Raw genomic sequence first — 18390 nt, 5'->3', positions numbered from 1 at the left:
GCTTATAGCCACACGTTCAGCAAGCGCGCACCACGCGCGTTGCCATCGGCGAAGACCTGGCCCTGGGCGCTGAGAAAGCTCTGGCCGCTGGTGCCCTGGTCCCAGAATTGGCCGCGCATGAACACGCTGATGCCCGCGCCGGCCAGGCTGATCGGCGCCTGGCTGATCAGGCTCAGGCGATGCCAGGCTTGGCCTTCGCTGAGTTCTTCGGGCTTGAGGCTGACTTCCGGTGGCGTGGATACGCTCTTGAAACCGCGCCACGGCTTGTCCCAGGTATCCCGGCCAATCACCAACGCCGGCACCGCGACCAATTGCGCGCCTTGTTCGTTGAGCTTGCGGTAGTTGTCCGGGTACCAGCTGTCGCTGCCGATCAGGATGCCCAGGCGCCCGGCCGGGGTGTCGATGACATTGACCACGCCTTCGTCACCCGGCGCGATAAAGCCGCGCTCATCAAAGATCGGGTAGAGCTGGCGTTGGGGCTGGCCCAGGGGCAGGCCATCGCGGTCGAATACCAGGCTGGTGTTGTACAGCGCACCATGGCCAACCTGCAATTGGCCCTGGCTGACGCTCGGGTTGGGCAGGGCGATGGAGCCGGCCACCAGCGTCACCCCGAACTCCTTGGCCAGGCCGCCAAACAGCACCTGGTAATCGCGGGCCATGGCCGGGGCCTTCATGCGCAGGTAGGCGTCGTCCAGGCGGTTGTCGCCCTGGGCACTGATCAGTGCGCGCAGGAACAGCAATGGGTTGCTTGCTGATAGCCAGTTCATCGCCTCTTTAAGGCTGGTGGCTTGGTACAGCTCGTTTTTTTCGCCACTGACCATCAACCAGGTGCCGACATGTTCCGGCAGGACCACGATGGTTTTGTCGTTGAGCAGGCCCATGTCCCGGGCGTTGCGCAGGTACGCCGAGAGCTTGAGGTGCAAGCGCTCCAGGCTCTGGTAGTCAGCGGGGAACAGTTCTGGCTGGATGCCCAGCAGGTTGCCGTGATCGGCGGGCGTACCCTGGTTGACGGCCAGGTTGATCCGCAGGTCCGACAGGTAATGCCCCACGGGGCGCTCCTGGGTCCAGACCAGATAGGCGGAAACGGCGGCGACCAGGGCCATGGTGAGGGTCAAGGCAAGTAATTTACGCATGGAGAACAGACAACAGGCCGTGTGCAGGGTTCGCCTCTAGGGTAGGGCGCGTTGTCACGCTTGCCAAGGGGCGCTGCACATTTGGATCAATAACTTGTCAGTTTCAGTCATTGAGCGCCAAGGGTATGGCTCTTAGTCTGTGGGTCATAAACCGATGGCCTGCCATTCGAGCCTGCCACGTCCCGTGATGATCCGTTGTGGAGCTGTACCATGACCGCTGCTGCCTACCCGCACCTGCTGGCCCCGTTGGACCTGGGTTTTACTACCTTGCGCAATCGCACCTTGATGGGTTCGATGCACACCGGCCTTGAAGAAAAGCCCGGCGGCTTCGAACGCATGGCTGCTTATTTCGCCGAGCGTGCCCGTGGCGGTGTGGGCCTGATGGTCACCGGCGGCATTGGCCCGAACGATGAGGGCGGGGTGTATTCCGGGGCCGCCAAGCTTACCACCGAAGCCGAGGCGCTCAAGCACAAGATCGTCACCCAGGCGGTGCACGAGGCGGGTGGCAAGATTTGCATGCAGATCCTCCATGCCGGGCGTTATGCCTACAGCCCCAAACAAGTCGCGCCAAGCGCGATCCAGGCGCCGATCAACCCGTTCAAGCCCAAGGAGCTGGACGAGGAAGGCATCGAAAAGCAGATCAGCGACTTTGTGACGTGCTCGGTACTGGCCCAGGTCGCCGAGTACGACGGTGTGGAAATCATGGGCTCGGAAGGTTATTTCATTAACCAGTTCCTCGCCGCCCACACCAACCATCGTACCGATCGCTGGGGCGGAGCCTACGAAAACCGCATGCGCCTGCCGGTGGAAATCGTGCGTCGGGTGCGCGAAGCCGTGGGGCCGAACTTCATCATTATCTTCCGCCTGTCGATGCTCGACCTGGTGGAAGGCGGCAGCACCTGGGAAGAAATCGTGCAACTGGCCAAGGCCATCGAGCAGGCGGGCGCGACGATTATCAACACCGGCATCGGCTGGCATGAAGCGCGTATTCCGACCATCGCCACCAAAGTACCGCGCGGAGCATTCAGCAAAGTCACGGCCAAGCTGCGTGGCGCGGTGCAGATCCCGTTGATCACCACCAACCGTATCAACACCCCGGAAGTGGCCGAGCAGATCCTCGCCGAGGGCGATGCCGACATGGTGTCCATGGCCCGTCCTTTCCTCGCCGACCCGGAGTTCGTCAACAAGGCCGCCGCTGGCCGTGCCGACGAAATCAACACCTGCATCGGCTGCAACCAGGCCTGCCTGGACCACACCTTCGGTGGCAAATTGACCACCTGCCTGGTCAACCCGCGCGCCTGCTACGAGACCGAGCTCAACTATGTGCCGGTCACCCAGGTCAAGAAGATCGCCGTGGTGGGTGCCGGCCCTGCCGGTCTGGCAGCCGCTACGGTCGCCGCCGAGCGTGGCCATCAAGTGACGCTGTTTGATTCGGCCAGCGAGATCGGCGGCCAGTTCAACGTGGCCAAGCGCGTGCCGGGCAAGGAAGAGTTTTTCGAAACCCTGCGTTACTTCAAGCGCAAGTTGCAGACCACCCATGTCGAACTGTGCCTCAACACCCGGGTAGATGTGGCGCAACTGGCGGCCGGCGGTTACGACGAGATCATTCTCGCCACGGGTATCGCGCCCCGTACCCCGGCAATCCCCGGCGTGGAAAACGCCAAGGTGCTCAGTTACCTGGACGTGCTCCTGCAGCGCAAACCGGTCGGCCAGCGCGTGGCGGTGATCGGTGCCGGCGGTATCGGCTTTGATGTTTCGGAGTTCCTCGTGCATCAGGGCCTGTCCACCAGCCTGGACCGCGAAGCGTTCTGGAAAGAGTGGGGCATCGACACCCACCTTGAAGCACGCGGCGGTGTGGCCGGCATCAAGCCCCAGCCCCATGCCCCGGCCCGTGAAGTATTCCTGTTGCAGCGCAAGGCTTCCAAGGTCGGCGATGGCCTGGGCAAGACCACTGGCTGGATCCACCGCACGGGCCTGAAGAACAAGCAGGTGCAGATGCTCAATAGCGTCGAGTACCTGAAGATCGACGATCAGGGCCTGCATGTCCGTATCGGCGCCGAGGGCGAACCCCAGGTGCTGGCGGTGGACAACATCGTCATCTGCGCCGGCCAAGACCCGCTGCGCGAACTGCAGGACGGCCTGGTCGCCGCAGGCCAGAACGTGCACCTGATCGGCGGTGCCGATGTGGCCGCCGAGCTGGACGCCAAGCGCGCCATCAACCAGGGCTCGCGTCTCGCCGCCGAGCTGTAAGACCCGGGAAGGGGCGGTGTTAGACTACCGCCCCTTTTTTCATGCAGACATGCCCTGATGGGTCCTTTCGATTGGCTTCCCCAGGCTCCCCTTGAACCCTTGCAGCTGGATTGGCTGAACGGGGTCGAGGTGGCCGTGCTGCGCCTGGACCGCATCGACCCGCTGATCAGCGGCAACAAGTGGTTCAAGCTCACCGAGCACCTGGCCCAGGCGCAACAGGCTGGCGCCACGGGCATCATCAGCCTGGGCGGGGCCTACTCCAATCACTTGCACGCCCTGGCGGCAGCCGGCAAACGCTTCGGTTTTGCCACTGTCGGCCTGTTGCGCGGGCATCCCCAAGACACTCCGACGGTCCTCGATCTGCAAGCTTTGGGCATGCAACTGCACTGGCTGGGTTACGGCGGCTACCGCGCGCGCCATGCACCGGACTTTTGGTTGCCTTGGTGCGAGCGCTACCCGCGTCTGCATCCCGTGCCTGAAGGCGGCGGCGCATTGGCTGGGGCGCTGGGCTGCGGAGTGTTGGTCGAGCAGGCCCGACGACAGTTGCACACCTTGGGTTGGGCCGATTACGACGCATGGTGGTTGGCGGCTGGCACGGGCACCACACTGGCTGGGTTGGTGCTGGCGGAGGCGGGTGCCCACCCTGTGTATGGGGCACTGGCGGTGCCGGATGACCATGGCGTCGCGCAGAACGTGCAGGCCATCGTGCAGGGCGGGTATGAACTGCTGGATGCCAGCCGTGGCGGCTTTGCCAAGGTCGATCAGCCATTGCTTGAGTTTATCGCCACTGCCGAACAGGCCAGCGGCATGCTGCTGGAACCGCTGTACACCGGCAAGGCACTGCTGGCGCTCAAGCAGCAGATCGAGGCTGGGCGCTTTGCCCCCGGCACTCGCTTGATCTTTGTGCACACCGGCGGCCTGCAAGGCCGCCGGGGTTTTGCGGACTAACGCTTGGGCAACATGCGCAACACGGTGTTATCGCGCATGAAGTAGTGGTGATACAGGCCAGCAGCTGCGTGCAGGCCGATCAACCAGTAACCGATGGTGCCGCCCAGCACGTGCCAGCCTTCGATCTGCTTGGCCAGGTCTTTGTTCTCGCCGATCAACGGTGGCAACTCAAGCCCGTAGAACCACACCGAATGCCCTTCGGCACTGACGATCAGCCAGCCGAAGATCGGCATGCCGATCATGAACACATACAACGCCACGTGCATCAGGGTCGCCAGCAAGGTTTGCCATTGCGGCGGTGCCGGCAAAATCTTCGGCGCCACGCCAAGGCTGCGGGCAAACAGGCGCAGCCAGACCAGTACGAACACGGTCAGGCCGAACATGAAGTGCAGTTCCTTGATTAACGTGCGTCCGCCACTGCCTTTGGGGAAAATCCCGCGAAATTCAATGGTGGCGTAGACCGCGACCAGCAGCACCAGCATCAGCCAGTGCAGGGCGATGGACATCGTACTGTAACGGGACTCACTGTTTTTCCACGGCATCGCGTCTTTCCTCACTCATCAGGGGCAAACCTCCGTTCTTTGGCGACGAAGTCCCTTCAGCCTAACCCTGTTATGCAAGGTTTGCCCGAGTGAGGGGCGATGTATTGACCTCTATCAGATGCCTTGCGGCATTTCACCGCGGGCCAGGCGCTGATTGATGTCGGCGATCACGCCGGGCAGGTCGGTGATGGTGTCGATCAGGTAGTGCGGGCGCGAGCCGGCAAACAGCGTTTCGATACGCTTGCGTTCGCTGGCCAGCGTTGCAGGGTCGAGGGCACGGAACTGCTCGTAGGTCAGGCCCAGGGCGTTGCCCGAGCAGGTCAGCGCCACGGTCCACATCCCGGCGCGGCGGCCTTCGAGGATGCCCGGCACGGTGTCGTCGATCTTCACGCAGGCGGCCACGTCATCGATACCCAGGGCAATCACGTTGGCCAGGGCCTGGGCCGGCCAAGGGCGGCCATTGGGCACTTCGTCGGTGGCCACCACGTGGTCGGCGATATAGCCGTTGGTGGCGGCCAGTTCGACCACCTTGTCCATCACTTGCTTGGGGTAGCCGGAGCAGGAGCCAATCTTGATCCCTTGCGCACGCAGTGCGGCGATGGTCTCCAGGGCACCGGGAATCAGCGCCGAGTGTTCGGCGATCTTCTCGATCTGCAGCGGCATGAAGCGCTCGTAGATGGCGGTCACGTCAGCGTCGGTCGGCGTGCGGCCGAAGGCCTTGCGATAGCGCTCGGCCACTTGCGGCTGATCACACAGGGTGCGGATGTGGTCCCACTTGCCCATGCCCATCGGGCCACGGGCTTCTTCGATGGACACCTGCACGTCGAATTCGGCGAAGGCCTCGACAAAAATCTGCGTGGGGGCGAACGAGCCGAAGTCGACCACGGTGCCGGCCCAGTCAAGGATGGCGGCTTGCAGGGTGTTGGGGTTCTGATAGTTCATGGTGCAAATCCTATGGCTAATGTGGCGTTTTTTGTAGGAGCGAGCTTGCTCGCGAAAAACCTGAGGGCGCCGCTGTGAAGCAGGCCGCCCGCGTTATCGTTAACCCACTTCGCGAGCAAGCTCGCTCCCACACATCTCTTGCAGCGCCTGGGCAATCGCCGCCACCGCTGCTTGCATCTCGGCCTGGTTGACGTGACCGATGCAGCCGACGCGGAAGGTTTCGACCTGGGTCAATTTGCCCGGATACAAAATGAACCCCTTGGCCTTGACCCGCTCGTAGAAGTCCTTGAACTGGTAGCGCGGATCGTTCGGCGCGTGGAACGTAACGATGATCGGCGCCTGGATCGCGGCGGGCAGGAAGCTGCGCAGGCCCAGTTCGGCCATGCCATCCAGCAGCGTCTGGCAATTGTCTGCATAGCGCTGGTGGCGGGCCGGCAAACCGCCTTCTTCGTTGTATTGCAGGAGTGCTTCATGCAGCGCCGCCACCACGTGGGTCGGCGGGGTAAAGCGCCATTGGCCGGTCTTGGCCATGTAGGCGTGCTGGTCGAACAGATCCATGGCCAGGGAATGGCAGTTGCCCTGGGCGGCGGCCAGTGCGTCTTTTTTGGCAAAGACAAAACCCATGCCCGGTACGCCTTCCAGGCATTTGCCGGAGGCGGCGATCAGGGCGTCAAACGGCACTTGGGCGGCGTCGATGGGCAGCGCGCCAAAGGAACTCATGGCGTCGATGATCAGGCGCTTGCCGTGGCGCTGGATGACCTGGGCGATCTCCGGCAGCGGGTTGAGAATACCGGTGCTGGTTTCGCAGTGGATCAGCGCGACATGGGTGATGCTGCTGTCAGCCTGCAACAGCCGATCCACATCAGCGGCGGTGGTGGGCTGGTCTTCAGCGGTTTCGAAGGTGCTGAACGGGCGGCCGAGCACTTCGCAGATCTTCGCCAGGCGCTTGCCGTAGGCACCGTTGATCAGCACCAGCACCTTGCCATCCCGTGGCACCAGGGTGCCGATCGCGGCTTCGACGGCAAAGGTGCCGCTGCCCTGCAAGGGCACGCAGTGATGGCTGTCGCCACCGTTGATGATCGCCAGCAGTTGCTCGCAGAGGCTGGCGGTCAGTTGGTTGAAGCGGTCATCCCACGAACCCCAGTCAACCATCATCGCCTGGCGGGTGCGGGCGGACGTGGTCAGGGGCCCAGGTGTGAGCAGGATCGGCGCGGCAGTACTCATTCTCATGTCCTCGCAAAGCAGTGGGATGAAGCTACGGGACATAAATTGCAGTTTGGCTTGTCATCAATCAAATTGTTTGTTGTTATGCCAGCCATCAGTGAGGCCGATAGCTATGAATCTTTTCCAACTCCGTGCGTTTGACGCCGTGGCCCGGGACGGCAGTTTTACCCGGGCCGCCGCGCGCCTGTTTATCAGCCAGCCCGCCGTGACCGGGCATATCAAGGCGCTGGAAGAGCACTACCAGATCACTCTGCTGCGGCGTACCGCGCGGCGGGTCGAGTTGACGGAAGAGGGGATAAAGCTCGCGGCCATCACCCGCAGTATCTTCGGCCAGGTGGATGAAGCGCAGACGCTGCTTGAAGCCAACCGGCAACTGCTGACTGGGCGCCTGGAAGTGGCGGCGGATGGGCCACACATGGTCATGCCGATGCTGGCGCGCCTGCGTGCGCGCTACCCGGGGATTACCGTCAACCTGCGTTTGGGCAATGCCCAGGAAACCCTGGCCGCGCTGCTGTCCGAGCATGCGGATGTGGCGGTGTTGACTGAGGTTGAACCGCGCAAGGGTTTGCATTTGCAGCCGTTGAGCGAGTCACGGATCTGCGCGCTGGTGCCCGCCGGCCACCTATGGCTGGCAGACCCGGCCGGTATCCGCCTGGAGCAACTGGACCAGGTGATCATGGTGCTGCGTGAGCCCAGTTCCATTACGCGCCGGACTTTCGACGACGCCTGTGCCGAGGCTGGCGTCAATCCCCGGGTGCTGCTGGAACTGGACAGCCGTGAGGCGGTGACGGAAGCGGTGGCCGCCGAGTTGGGGGTGGGCGTGGTGTCGTCGGTAGAAGTCAGCCGTGACCCGCGGGTGCACGCGATTCCTATCCAGGGCGAGGGCTTGCTGAACCAGCATATGCTCGGCTGCATGGAGCGGCGCCGGGAGTTGCGCTTGATTCAGGCGTTTTTCGAACTGGCCTCCAGTTGATGGGTGTTGATCAGACTCTGTGGCGAGGGGGGGCCATCAATTAAGCGCAGATCCCCTGTGGGAGCGGGCTTGCTCGCCCACATTTGATCTTTGCTGCTTTGAGTATTGCGTTCGCTCAGGTATCGAGGCTCTCGCGGACAATCTCCAGAAAGGTCGCCACCACCCGTCGCGAGCTCTGTTCTTTGAGGCACACCAGCGTTTCCTTCATGCGCTGGGTGCAATCGCGAATCGGCATGGCATACACCCGTGAGTCCGCACCGAATTCCGACGCCGAGACCACGCCCACGCCAATCCCCACCACCACCGCTTCACGGGCGGCCTCGCGGCCTTCTACCTGGATCGCCGGGCGAATCCGCAGCCCGGCCTGGTGCATCTCCCGCTCCAGGGTCTGACGGGTTACCGAGCCGGTTTCCCGCAGGACCAGAGGTGTGTCGTCGAGGTCCGCCAGGTCGATGAATTCACGCCCGGCCCACGGGTGGTTGCGTGCAACAAAGGCCAGCATCGGGTCATCGCGCAGCGGGATCGAGAGCAGGCGCTCATCGTCAACGTCGCGCCCCACCAGCGCCAGGTCAGCCTGATAGTTGTACAGGCGATACAGCGCATCATCGGTGTTGCCGGTCTCGATCTTTACCGTGATTCCCGGATAACGTTCGCAAAACTGCGCGATCTGCGGCAGTACATGCACCGGCGCATCCACGGCCAGGGTCAGGCTGCCGGTCTGCAAGGCCTTGGAGTCTTGCAGCAGTTCCTCGGCCTCGGCGGCGATCACAAACAGGCGCTGGGTGATACTCAGCAGGCGCTCGCCCAGGTCGGTCAGGCGCACGGAGCGTTTGTTACGATGGAACAACAGCACACCGAAGCGCTCTTCGAGCTTGCGCACCTGGTCGGAAATGGCCGGCTGGGTGAGGAACAGCCGCTCGGCTGCCAGGGTAAAGCTGCCGTGGACGGCAACGGCATGGAAGGCTTTGAGTTGCGCGTGGGAAACCGACATGGCACGACCTCTTACAAGCTGAGCTTATATTTGAAATACGATAAATCGATTTTACCTATTAGTCAGCCATTGCTTTGATAGCCCTCAGTCGCCGTAGGTTGAGTCCTACAACTTCGGCGATCATGGGTCGTTGCGTGCAACCTTGCAGGACTCATCTGACCAGTACCTGGCGCCCTGCGACCCGGTACTGCAGTGCAAAACAATAAAAACACAGGCAATTGCTTCTCGATTCTGCCGGCACACTCACACCTGAGGTCAGAACCACCATGAATATCCCTATGGGTAGCATCAAGCGTTGGCGCGTGCAGATTTTCGCCATCACCTGGCTGGCTTATGCCGCCTTCTATTTCACCCGCAAAGCGTTTTCCGTGGCCAAGCTCGGCATTGTCGACGACCCGAACTTCCCGCTGGACAAGATGATGATGGCCAACCTCGATGGCCTGTACCTGGCGGCGTACGCCGTCGGCCAGTTCACCTGGGGCATGCTGGCCGACCGTTTCGGGCCACGGGTGGTAGTGCTCGGTGGCCTGGTGATTTCCGCGTTGGCCGCGTTGGTGATGGGCACCTTTGCCACGTTGCCGATCTTTATCAGTTGCATGCTGATCCAGGGGCTGGCGCAGTCCACCGGCTGGTCGGGCCTGTGCAAGAACCTTGGCAGTTTCTTCCCGGCGCAGCAGCGTGGGCGGGTGCTGGGGCTGTGGAGTTCCTGCTATGCCTTTGGCGGCCTGGTGGCGTCACCGTTTGCCGGGTGGTGGGCCTATACCCTGATCGGTAGCTGGCACGCAGCGTTTATTTCCAGCGCGGCGGTGGTGGCAGTGGTTGCGGTGCTGTTCTTCATCTTCCAGCGCAACACCCCGCAGGATGTCGGTTTGCCCGCCGTGGAGCCGGAGCCCGCCTTGAGTGCAGAAGAGGCGGCAGCAGCCAGGAAGATCAGCATTCTTGAACCGTTGCGCGAGATCTTGCGCAACCGCACGGTACTGACCCTGGGCCTGGCGTATTTCCTGTTGAAGCCGGCGCGTTACGCGATCCTGTTGTGGGGCCCGGTAATTGTCTACGAGCAGATGCCGTCGGTGGGCAAGGTCGGCGCAGCCATTGTGCCCACCGCGTTCGAGCTGGCGGGGCTGCTGGGGCCGATCATGATTGGCCTGGCGTCCGACAAGCTGTTCGGTGCGCGGCGCATGCCGGCCTGTGTCCTCAGCCTGCTGGCGCTGACGGTGTCACTGGCGTTGTTCATGGGCGCGTTGCACACCGGCAGTGTGTTGCTGGTGATGGCCTTGCTGTTTGTCATGGGCCTGACCCTGTACGGGCCGGACTCGATGATCAGCAGCACCGCCGCGATCGATTTCGGCACGGCCAAGGCTGGCGCCACGGCGGCGGGTTTCGTCAACGGCTGCGGTTCGGTGGGGGCGATCCTGGGTGGCCTGCTGCCGGGTTACTTCGACACGGTGACGGTGTTTATCGTATTTGCCGGTTGCGCGTTGTTTTCTTCGCTGGTGTTGATGCCTTACTGGAACGCTCGGCCTGCGGTATTGGCGCAAGTCGGGGACTTTGTGCCGGATCGCGCCATGGCGATCAAACCCCTGCGCACCTGAGCCACCTGCGTCGCTGGCCGGTTTTTTGGTGGAAGAGAGTGTTTTTGCCCTATAAACTCTGCCGCCAAAGCGCCGGCCAGTAGACGTCTCGGCGCCACGGATATCAAGAGAGTGAGTCATGGGCGCACAGTGGAAGGTTAAACATAAAGAAGCGGCATCCAATGCCAAGGGCAAGATCTTCGGCAAGCTGGTGAAAGAGATCACCATTGCCGCCCGCAACGGTGCAGACACCGCGACCAACGCCCACCTGCGTCTGGTGGTCGAGCAGGCCAAGAAAGCCTCGATGCCCAAGGAAACCCTGGAACGTGCGATCAAGAAAGGCGCGGGCCTGCTGGGCGAAACCGTGCAGTACCATCGCGTGACCTATGAAGGGTTCGCCCCGCACCAGGTGCCGTTGATCGTTGAATGCGTGACCGACAACATCAACCGTACCGTGGCGGAAATCCGCGTGGCGTTCCGCAAGGGGCAATTGGGGGCTTCGGGCTCCGTGGCCTGGGACTTCAACCATGTGGGGCTGATCGAGGCCTCGCCGGATACTCCGGATGCCGATCCGGAAATGGCCGCCATCGAAGCCGGCGCCCAGGACTTTGAAGAAGGCGAAGAAGAGGGTTCGACCCTGTTCATCACCGAGACCACTGACCTGGACGCGGTACAGAAAGCCTTGCCGGAGCAGGGTTTCACCGTGTTGTCGGCCAAGTTGGGCTACATCTCGAAAAACCCGGTCACTGGTTTGAGCGACGAGCAGATGGCTGAAGTCGAAGCCTTCCTGGAAGGCCTGGACAACCATGACGACGTGCAGGATATGTTCGTCGGCCTGGCGGGCTGACACCGGCCTGTAATCGTGGACGCGGGCTAGTGTGGGAGCGGGCTTGCCCGCGATAGCGGTGTGACTGACCGACCGCTATCGCGGGCAAGCCCGCTCCCACATTTGCATGGCGTTTCAGAGTGAGGACAGCAGTGTCTCGATCTCTTGGAACGCCGGTCGTGCCAGCACCTGCGGTTGGCAGCAACTGTCACGCAGCGCCTCCAGCACTTGGCGCTGTTCATCGCTCAAGCCTTCGTCAATCCGCTCCAGCAACTCCCCCAGCAACACCCCGAACGCGCGCACTTCAATGCGTTGCAGCGCCCTGGTTTGCAAGGTGTCTACCGTGGCGTGGAACGATGCCGCGCCAAAGTCCCCGAGCAGGCAATCACCCTCGGCATTGCACAGGATATTGTGGCCATACAGGTCGCCATGGGTAATGCCGTGCCGGTGCAGGTGGGCGGCCACCGAGGCGATGCCCCGCGCTATGCGCAATGCCACCTCGGCGCTGAAACGTGTGGCGGGGTCGTAGATGTCCCGGGTGCAGGACGCCAGGCTTGGCAGGCCGGCGAGGTTGCGGTAGCTCGGCTCGATCAGGTCCATCACCAGTGCGGCCTGGTCATCGGGGTGGCCAACCACGCGGCCTTGCACCCTGATCAGGTTGGGGTGCAGCCCGGCGGCAATACAGGCCTGCATTTCGTGCAGCGGCGAACCGTCGCTGGTGATGGTGCCCTTATAGAGTTTGACGGCGACAGGCGCGTTCGAAGGTTTGCAGAGTGCCTTGCGGATCACACCTGAGGCGCCTTCGCCCAGCACTTCGGCCAGCGCCAGTTCGGCCCAGGGAATATTCGGCGTGTCGTCGTCATTGGCCACATCCACCGCCATTTCCACCGGGTTGCCGGCATAGGCCAGCCAGGTCAGGCGCGGTAGCGTCAGCAGCCAGTGCGGCAATTGCGCCAGGCGGTTGGAGGCGATGCGCAGCAGTTCGAGGTTATGGCACTGGGCCAGGCTCGCCGGCAGTTGCTCCAGGCGGTTGCCGGCCAGCATGAGTTTTTGCAAGCGCGGCCGCTCGCCGAGCTCGTCCGGCAACTGGCTGATGTGGTTGTCGGTAAGGATCAGCCAGCGCAGCTGCGGCGGCAGCGCGGCAGCGGGCACATGCTCGATCTGGTTGGCCTTGAAGCCAACCATGCTCAATTGCGGGCATTGGCCCAGGCACGCCGGCAGTTCGGTAAAGGCGTTGTCCGAGCAAAACAGCACGCGCAGGTGGGGCAGGCGGTGCAGATCGTCGGGCAGGCTGCTCAGGGCATTGCCACTGAGGTTGAGGATTTCCAGGGAGTCGGCCAGGTCGAAGATTTCCCGAGGGAACTGCGTCAGGCCACAGGACAGGTCCAGGCGCTTGATGCCAGCCAGTTGGCCAGCCTTGAGTTGGGCAAGGGTATCCATGAACAGCAGCGTCACTCGACAAAGGCAAAGGCGCTCATGATAACGGCTTGGGCGCGATCGAGCTGGTTTGTTGCAACTGGTCCAGGCGGCTGCGGGTGCGCGCCAAGTCGATCGCCTGGCCCTCCAGGGCATCGTCCAGTGGCTGTTGGCCCAGCAGTGTCAGGTGCTTGTCCTGGTCGTACAGCACGTCGATCAGGTTGATAAACCGTTGTTGCACGGCAATCGGGCAGTCGTCCAGCCGGGGCAGGCCGTCGATGATCCAGTGGTCGAAGTCCTCGCACAGCAGCAGGTAATCCATCACGGCAGTGGGTTGTTCACACAGGTCGTTGAAGGTGGCGCCCAGGGTGCGCGCCTGATGCCAGCGGACCTGCAGTTGCCGTGCTCCCACTGCCAGGGCCAGGGGTGGGCCATCGGTGTCGGGCAGCCCCCGCTCACTGCGTTGGGCCGGGGTGCCGGGCCAAACGTACAGGCCATGGGTGAAGCGCTGTTGCCGATGGTTCTGTGCCAAGCCTCGATAGTCGTGGGGCGCGCTGACTTGCATGACGTCCATGCGTGCGCCGATCAAGTCGATCACCGGCTTGAAGCGCTGGTGATACAGCGGGTTGGGCAGCAAGCCCTGTGGCGGGTAATTGGAGGTGAGCAGCACCAGGATGCCCCGTTGGAACAACGCCTTGAACAGGCGGGTGATCAACATCGCATCGCCGATGTCATGCACATGGAATTCGTCGAAACACAGCACCCGGCAACCGTCGAGCAATTGATCCAGGGTGGCGGCCAGGGCGTCGGCCTGCTGGCGGTGAGCAAACATGCCTCGGTGCAGGCGGGCGAAAAAGTCGTGGAAATGCACCCGCTGTTTGTCCGGGCACGGCAAGGCCTGGAAAAACCCGTCGAGCAACCAGCTTTTGCCCCGGCCGACGGCCCCGTGCAGGTACAAGCTGCGGGTCGGACGCCGGGCCTGCAAGTGCGCGGTTTGCCGGGTCATGGCCGCGATCACCTGCCATTGGCTGGGGCTGAGGGTGTAGCCCTGTTGCCGGGCCTTGTCTTCAAAGAACCGCTGAATGGCTGGGGCATTATCGGTGGTGGTTGTTTTGCCCAGCAGCCGTTTGAACAAGGGCAGGCGACGGGGGCGGCTATCTCGAAAAGGCATGGCGTTGGTGTCCTAGAACCTTGTGGTCTGCTTGAGCAATGGGGTGGTCGGCTCGTCCTCTTGGCTGACCATCGCATAGTTGTAGCCGGGGCTGGACCAGTACTGGGCCTGGAGCCCGTCGGCATTGCGACTGCCCGGTGGCAGCAAGGTGTTCTGCGGGCCCGGCGGGCGAATGTAGAAACTGATGCGCCGGCCCTGCGGGTTCTCGTAGAGCACCATCGCCGCTGCGCCTTGATCAGTGGTGAGCAGGCGCCCGCTGACCGGGTTGAAACCGGCCTGGCTCAGGTCTGGCAGGCGATGGGCCTGGGTGAAGTAACGGTCGAGCCAGGCTTGCATATCGCCGCTGCCTTGCACCTGGTAATCGGCGGGCATGATCCGCTCCTGGGCGAACAGGCGATAGGCCTGCATGGCGTCGGTCATCGGCAGTGCCGTGGCCACAAGGGTTGCCTGCCGTGCTTGCCAGCCACCCAGGCCGCCCAGGCTGACGGCGAGCACCAGCATGGCGGCAGTGGCCAGTTGGCGGCGCGACTGGTGCTTGAGACGCTGGCGAATCAGTGCCGGATCCAACTGCGGATTAGCCGCTGGCGCAGCGCCGAGGGCCGCGCGCAGGTGCTGGGCATCCTGTTGCCAGGCGTGGACCTGGGCCGCGACCTCGGGGTGGGCGGCGAGCCAGATCTCCAATTGGCGTCGCTCCACCTCCGAGAGTTGGTGGTCGACGTAAGCGTGCAGGTCGCGTTCGTTGGGGGGCAGGCTGATCATTTGAGTATCCGCAGGGAGGGGCGGTTGATGTCGCCGTCGCTGAGCTGGCGCAAGGCCTGGCGGGCGCGGGACAGGCGTGACATCACGGTGCCGATGGGCACGTCGAGGATATGGGCGACTTCCTTGTAGCTCAAGCCTTCCACCGAGACCCACAGCAGCAGGGCGCGCTGCTCGCCGGTCAACTGGTCGAAAGCTTGCAGGGTCGATTGGGCGATCACCTCGCGTTCGACCGAGGGTTGCGTGTCATCGCGCCCGGTAAAGAACTCCAGCATCCGTGCATAGCGTCGCGAACGCCGGTGCGCGTCGAGAAACTGCCGGTAGAGGATCGAGAACAACCAGGCGCGTAAATCACCGTCGACGCGCCTGTCACGCCAACTGACGATGGCGCGCTCCAGGCTGGCCTGCACCAGATCATCGGCGCTGCTGGGGTTGCGCGTCAGGGACAGGGCAAAGCGCCGCAGCCTGGGAAGGAGTTCACGCAACTGTTCGTCGAGTTCGTGCATGGGGGCCTGCGTGTCGTGGGCGGTGTTGAGGGAGACGCCTACCGGCAAAGGTTGTTCCATTTGTAGGAAAAATAAACGCTACAGATGGCCTTGGTCTTTATCGTTTGTAGGCTCCCGTAGCCCTGTAATGTCGTGAATCGTCCTCAGTCCAGCTCCCAGCCTGCCCGATCACTGTGAGGCAGGCGCCAGATGAGGAGTTGACACATGATATCGGCGACAGCAGCAGATAGCGGATTTGCTTGCACCAAGGCACTGGGCCATTTGCCCATCATCCAACGTAATACCCTTGAAAGTTGGGGATGCGGGCCGGCAGGGCCACTGCCGTACGCGTGTATACACCTGGCCTTCGAGGCGCAAGCCGCAGCAGCTCCCCAGCAGATAGCCGCGCTCTGTCTGGAGCAGAGCATCAGCTATGAGCAGTTGAACCGCCAGGCCAATCGGCTGGCCCGGCACCTGATCGAGCAGGGCGTGGTGGCGGGAGACACGGTAGCGCTGTTTGTCGAGCGGTCGATCCCCATGCTGGTGGGCCTGCTGGCCGTGTTGAAAATCGGCGCGGCGTACGTGCCGCAGGATGCCAGGATCACTCCGCCGGCCCAGTTGACGATGATCCTTGAGACATTGTCGAGTGCCGTAGTACTGACCCTATCCGGGCTCAAGGACCGATTGCCGCTGGCGGCGGGCCAGCCGTGCGTGTGCCTGGATGAGTTCCTGGCGCAACAGCCCTGGGTGGCCGAGGAATGCCTGCTGGACGTCGCCGCGCCAGACCCTGCCAGCCTGTGTTTTGTGCTGTTTACCTCCGGGACCACAGGCCGGCCAAACGGGGTGCGGGTGACCCACCGTAATGTCTGCAATATCTTGCTGACGGCCCCGGGAAACCTCGGCATCAAGCCAGGCATGAGCGTTGGGCAGATACTCAACATCGCCTTTGACATGGCGGCCTGGGAGATCCTCGGTTGTCTGGCCCATGGGGCGACGTTGCTTATCCGCCAGCAAGACATCGGGGAAACGGCACGCCATTGCCAGGTGCTGATCGCCACGCCGTCGATTCTCGCGACCCTGGATCCCCGGCAATGCCCCACGCTTGAGGTGGTCGCGGTGGCGGGCGAGCCATGCCCCCAGGCCCTGGCGGACCGCTGGGCGGCCCATTGCACGTTCTACAACGGTTGCGGGCCGACTGAAACGACCATCGTCAATACCCTGCATCGGCATGTGCCAGGGGCGCGATTGACCATCGGCAAGCCGACACCCAATAACACCGTGTATGTGCTCGATGAACATGGCCAGGCCTGCGCGCCAGGGGCAGTGGGGGAGATGTGGGCCGGGGGCGATGGGGTGACGGCCGGTTATCTGCACAACCCGTTGTTGACTGCGCAACGCTACCGACCTGATCCATTCCTGGGGGCGGGCCGGATGATGTTCCATACCCGCGACCTGGGCCGCTGGACGGACGAAGGGGCGTTGGAGCATCTGGGGCGGGTTGACGATCAGGTCAAGGTCCGCGGTTTTCGCGTGGAGTTGGATGCGCTTGCCACCACGCTTGAGGCCTGCGGTGCCTGTAGCCGGGCGGTGGCGTTGAAGTTCGACAGCCAGCACCTGGTGGCATTCGTGACCCCCGCCACGGTGGATATCCCGGCAGCCAGGCAGTACTGCGCGCAACGGCTGGCCTACTACTGTGTGCCCGCGGTGATTTTCGCCGTGGACCTCCTGCCGCTCACAGCGCGTGGCAAGGTCGACAAGGCTTTGCTGCTGCAATGGGCCCGTGACAGCGAGGAGGGGCGCCAGTTACTCCTGAGCACAGGTGGCCGAGCATGATTGAACGGTGGATGGCCACGGTGCTGCCCGCCCGGCCTGGCGGGTGGCGGCGCTGGCGTGGCAGGCCGATATTTTCCCATTACAACTGTCTGGTGGCAGGGGTGCTGATGGGCAACGGCTGGTTTGCGCTGGCGGGCTTGACCCTGCCCTTGATCGACGTGCAACAGGTGTCGCTGCTGGTGATGATTAACCTGTCCCTGGCGATCCTGGTGCGCCAGCAGTATGTAATCAACGGGCTGTTCTGGTTGGCGACGCGTATTCCCGTGAGCTGGCCGCTGTACATACGCCGCCGCGCCGCCAAGGTTTATCACCTGGGCGGGCTGCACAGCGGCGGTGCGCTGGCGGCCACGGTGTGGTTCGCGGTGCTGGTCGGCAGCCAGGGCTGGCGCTATCTGCAACAGCCTTCGAGTGTGTCGGTGCCGTGGTTGCTGGTCAGTGCGGCGCTGCTGGGTGTGTTGCTGTTGATGGTGGTGATGGCGCAGCCGGGGATTCGCCGCCGCTTTCACAATGGCTTTGAGCGCGTGCACCGGTTTGCGGGGTGGGCGGCCTTGCTGTTGTTCTGGGTGCAGACACTGCTGGCCGAGGCTCCCGCGGGGGCGGTTTGGGTATTGCTGGTGCTGACCCTGAGTATTGCGCTGCCTTGGTTACGCTTGCGCAAAGTGGTAGTCAGTCATCAGCGGCCTAGTGGCCATGCCGTGATCAGCACATTGCGCCACACCACGCCCTTTGCGGGGTCGTCCACCGCGATCAGCCTGCAACCGCTGCTGGAGTGGCACTCGTTTGCCAATATCCCGACACCGGGCCAGCCGGGTTTTCGCCTGATTATTTCCCGGGCCGGGGATTGGACGGGGCGCTTTATCGAGCAGATGCCGTCCCATGTGTGGGTCAAGGGCATTACCACGGCAGGGGTGGCCAACGTCGAGACCTTGTTCAAGTCGGTGGTGTACATCGCCACTGGCAGCGGCATTGGCCCGGTGATGCCGCATTTGCTGGCCAAGCAGGTGCCGATCCAGTTGGTCTGGTCGACCCGCAGCCCGGCCAAGACCTATGGCGAGGAACTGGTTGCAGAAATCCTTCGCGCACAACCCGGTGCAGTGATCTGGGACACCGATGTACGGGGCAAACCTGACCTGGTGCAACTGGCCTACGCGGCGGTGCAGGACTTCGCTGCCGAAGCGGTGATCTGTATCGCCAACCAGGCGGTGACGCAGCGGGTGGTCGAGGAAATGGAGGCTCGGGGGATACCCGCCTATGGGGCGATCTGGGACTCCTGAACAAGGCTCTGATGAAAATGCCTACGGCCCTGGGGGAATAAGCCCGTGCGAGCGG

General features: G+C 63.0%; 16 protein-coding genes. 7 read left to right on the top strand and 9 right to left on the bottom strand.

Annotation, left to right across the window (positions count from 1 at the left end):
• Positions 1–2: 2 nt before the first annotated feature.
• Complete coding sequence (locus H097_RS13345) at positions 3–1133, bottom strand: carbon-nitrogen hydrolase family protein (protein WP_032860273.1); 1131 nt, start codon at positions 1131–1133, stop codon at positions 3–5.
• A 210-nt stretch (positions 1134–1343) separates the two neighbouring features.
• On the opposite strand from H097_RS13345, the gene H097_RS13340 reads away from it, so the two are divergent.
• Entirely contained in the window at positions 1344–3383 is a 2040-nt protein-coding gene (locus H097_RS13340; RefSeq protein WP_032860272.1) for an NADPH-dependent 2,4-dienoyl-CoA reductase, read from the top strand.
• 57 nt (positions 3384–3440) lie between these two features.
• A complete protein-coding gene (locus tag H097_RS13335) occupies positions 3441–4331 on the top strand; it encodes a pyridoxal-phosphate dependent enzyme (protein WP_032860271.1) in 891 nt (296 codons plus the stop codon).
• Here H097_RS13335 and H097_RS13330 read toward each other — a convergent pair.
• The 3 genes from H097_RS13330 to H097_RS13320 form a co-directional block, all read right to left on the bottom strand.
• Positions 4328–4873, bottom strand: a complete 546-nt coding sequence (locus H097_RS13330) for a cytochrome b (RefSeq protein WP_032860270.1) — start codon at positions 4871–4873, stop codon at positions 4328–4330. The two genes, H097_RS13335 and H097_RS13330, sit on opposite strands and share 4 nt — an antisense overlap.
• A gap of 114 nt (positions 4874–4987) precedes the next feature.
• A complete protein-coding gene (phnX, locus tag H097_RS13325) occupies positions 4988–5815 on the bottom strand; it encodes a phosphonoacetaldehyde hydrolase (protein WP_032860269.1) in 828 nt (275 codons plus the stop codon).
• 99 nt (positions 5816–5914) lie between these two features.
• Positions 5915–7039 carry a 2-aminoethylphosphonate--pyruvate transaminase gene (locus H097_RS13320; protein ID WP_032860268.1) on the bottom strand — a complete coding sequence of 375 codons (1125 nt, stop codon included), beginning with the start codon at positions 7037–7039 and terminating at the stop codon, positions 5915–5917.
• A gap of 112 nt (positions 7040–7151) precedes the next feature.
• Between H097_RS13320 and H097_RS13315 the strand changes: the two genes are divergently transcribed.
• Positions 7152–8012 (top strand): LysR substrate-binding domain-containing protein, encoded by an 861-nt coding sequence (locus H097_RS13315; protein ID WP_032860267.1) that lies wholly within the window; start codon positions 7152–7154, stop codon positions 8010–8012.
• Between the two features lie 115 nt (positions 8013–8127).
• Here H097_RS13315 and H097_RS13310 read toward each other — a convergent pair whose 3' ends face one another.
• Positions 8128–9003: a LysR substrate-binding domain-containing protein gene (locus H097_RS13310; RefSeq protein ID WP_032860266.1), complete on the bottom strand. Its 876-nt coding sequence runs from the start codon at positions 9001–9003 to the stop codon at positions 8128–8130.
• A 266-nt stretch (positions 9004–9269) separates the two neighbouring features.
• On the opposite strand from H097_RS13310, the gene H097_RS13305 reads away from it, so the two are divergent.
• Together H097_RS13305 and H097_RS13300 are read left to right on the top strand one after the other, a co-directional pair.
• Positions 9270–10595 carry an MFS transporter gene (locus tag H097_RS13305; RefSeq protein ID WP_032860265.1) on the top strand — a complete coding sequence of 442 codons (1326 nt, stop codon included), beginning with the start codon at positions 9270–9272 and terminating at the stop codon, positions 10593–10595.
• A 118-nt stretch (positions 10596–10713) separates the two neighbouring features.
• Complete coding sequence (locus H097_RS13300; RefSeq protein WP_032860264.1) at positions 10714–11421, top strand: YebC/PmpR family DNA-binding transcriptional regulator; 708 nt, start codon at positions 10714–10716, stop codon at positions 11419–11421.
• A gap of 114 nt (positions 11422–11535) precedes the next feature.
• Here the strand turns inward: H097_RS13300 and H097_RS13295 are convergent, their stop codons facing one another.
• From H097_RS13295 to H097_RS13280, 4 genes are read right to left on the bottom strand one after another with little or no spacing between them, the layout of a single operon-like run.
• A complete protein-coding gene (locus H097_RS13295) occupies positions 11536–12840 on the bottom strand; it encodes a protein kinase (RefSeq protein ID WP_032860312.1) in 1305 nt (434 codons plus the stop codon).
• A 34-nt stretch (positions 12841–12874) separates the two neighbouring features.
• Positions 12875–13987, bottom strand: coding sequence for a cell division protein ZapE (zapE, locus tag H097_RS13290; RefSeq protein WP_032860263.1), 1113 nt, complete (start codon positions 13985–13987; stop codon positions 12875–12877).
• 12 nt (positions 13988–13999) lie between these two features.
• Complete coding sequence (locus H097_RS13285) at positions 14000–14746, bottom strand: anti-sigma factor (protein WP_032860262.1); 747 nt, start codon at positions 14744–14746, stop codon at positions 14000–14002.
• Entirely contained in the window at positions 14743–15249 is a 507-nt protein-coding gene (locus tag H097_RS13280) for a sigma-70 family RNA polymerase sigma factor (protein ID WP_032860311.1), read from the bottom strand. Before H097_RS13280 ends, H097_RS13285 begins: the two co-directional genes overlap by 4 nt.
• A 204-nt stretch (positions 15250–15453) precedes the next feature.
• Here H097_RS13280 and H097_RS13275 point away from each other — a divergent pair, with 204 nt between their 5' ends.
• Together H097_RS13275 and H097_RS13270 are read left to right on the top strand one after the other, a co-directional pair.
• A complete protein-coding gene (locus H097_RS13275; protein ID WP_050593348.1) occupies positions 15454–17061 on the top strand; it encodes an amino acid adenylation domain-containing protein in 1608 nt (535 codons plus the stop codon).
• On the top strand, positions 17058–18335 hold the full coding sequence (locus H097_RS13270) for a membrane protein (protein WP_032860261.1): 1278 nt from the start codon (positions 17058–17060) through the stop codon (positions 18333–18335). Before H097_RS13275 ends, H097_RS13270 begins: the two co-directional genes overlap by 4 nt.
• The last annotated feature ends 55 nt before the right edge of the window (positions 18336–18390 follow it).

This window comes from Pseudomonas sp. FH4 (assembly GCF_000510915.2).
Taxonomy (GTDB): Bacteria; Pseudomonadota; Gammaproteobacteria; order Pseudomonadales; family Pseudomonadaceae; genus Aquipseudomonas; species Aquipseudomonas brenneri.
Note: the sequence above shows the minus strand (reverse complement) of the source record. Positions and strands in the feature narration are given on the sequence as shown.

Coding starts and splice junctions, on each gene's coding strand:
- H097_RS13330 (WP_032860270.1), bottom strand. CDS start 4,873: ATGCCGTGGAAAAACAGTGAGTCCCGTTACAGTACGATGTCCATCGCC.
- phnX (WP_032860269.1), bottom strand. CDS start 5,815: ATGAACTATCAGAACCCCAACACCCTGCAAGCCGCCATCCTTGACTGG.
- H097_RS13305 (WP_032860265.1), top strand. CDS start 9,270: ATGAATATCCCTATGGGTAGCATCAAGCGTTGGCGCGTGCAGATTTTC.
- H097_RS13310 (WP_032860266.1), bottom strand. CDS start 9,003: ATGTCGGTTTCCCACGCGCAACTCAAAGCCTTCCATGCCGTTGCCGTC.
- H097_RS13340 (WP_032860272.1), top strand. CDS start 1,344: ATGACCGCTGCTGCCTACCCGCACCTGCTGGCCCCGTTGGACCTGGGT.
- H097_RS13300 (WP_032860264.1), top strand. CDS start 10,714: ATGGGCGCACAGTGGAAGGTTAAACATAAAGAAGCGGCATCCAATGCC.
- H097_RS13280 (WP_032860311.1), bottom strand. CDS start 15,249: ATGCACGAACTCGACGAACAGTTGCGTGAACTCCTTCCCAGGCTGCGG.
- H097_RS13345 (WP_032860273.1), bottom strand. CDS start 1,133: ATGCGTAAATTACTTGCCTTGACCCTCACCATGGCCCTGGTCGCCGCC.
- H097_RS13270 (WP_032860261.1), top strand. CDS start 17,058: ATGATTGAACGGTGGATGGCCACGGTGCTGCCCGCCCGGCCTGGCGGG.
- H097_RS13315 (WP_032860267.1), top strand. CDS start 7,152: ATGAATCTTTTCCAACTCCGTGCGTTTGACGCCGTGGCCCGGGACGGC.
- H097_RS13335 (WP_032860271.1), top strand. CDS start 3,441: ATGGGTCCTTTCGATTGGCTTCCCCAGGCTCCCCTTGAACCCTTGCAG.
- H097_RS13275 (WP_050593348.1), top strand. CDS start 15,454: ATGATATCGGCGACAGCAGCAGATAGCGGATTTGCTTGCACCAAGGCA.
- H097_RS13295 (WP_032860312.1), bottom strand. CDS start 12,840: ATGGATACCCTTGCCCAACTCAAGGCTGGCCAACTGGCTGGCATCAAG.
- zapE (WP_032860263.1), bottom strand. CDS start 13,987: ATGCCTTTTCGAGATAGCCGCCCCCGTCGCCTGCCCTTGTTCAAACGG.
- H097_RS13320 (WP_032860268.1), bottom strand. CDS start 7,039: ATGAGTACTGCCGCGCCGATCCTGCTCACACCTGGGCCCCTGACCACG.
- H097_RS13285 (WP_032860262.1), bottom strand. CDS start 14,746: ATGATCAGCCTGCCCCCCAACGAACGCGACCTGCACGCTTACGTCGAC.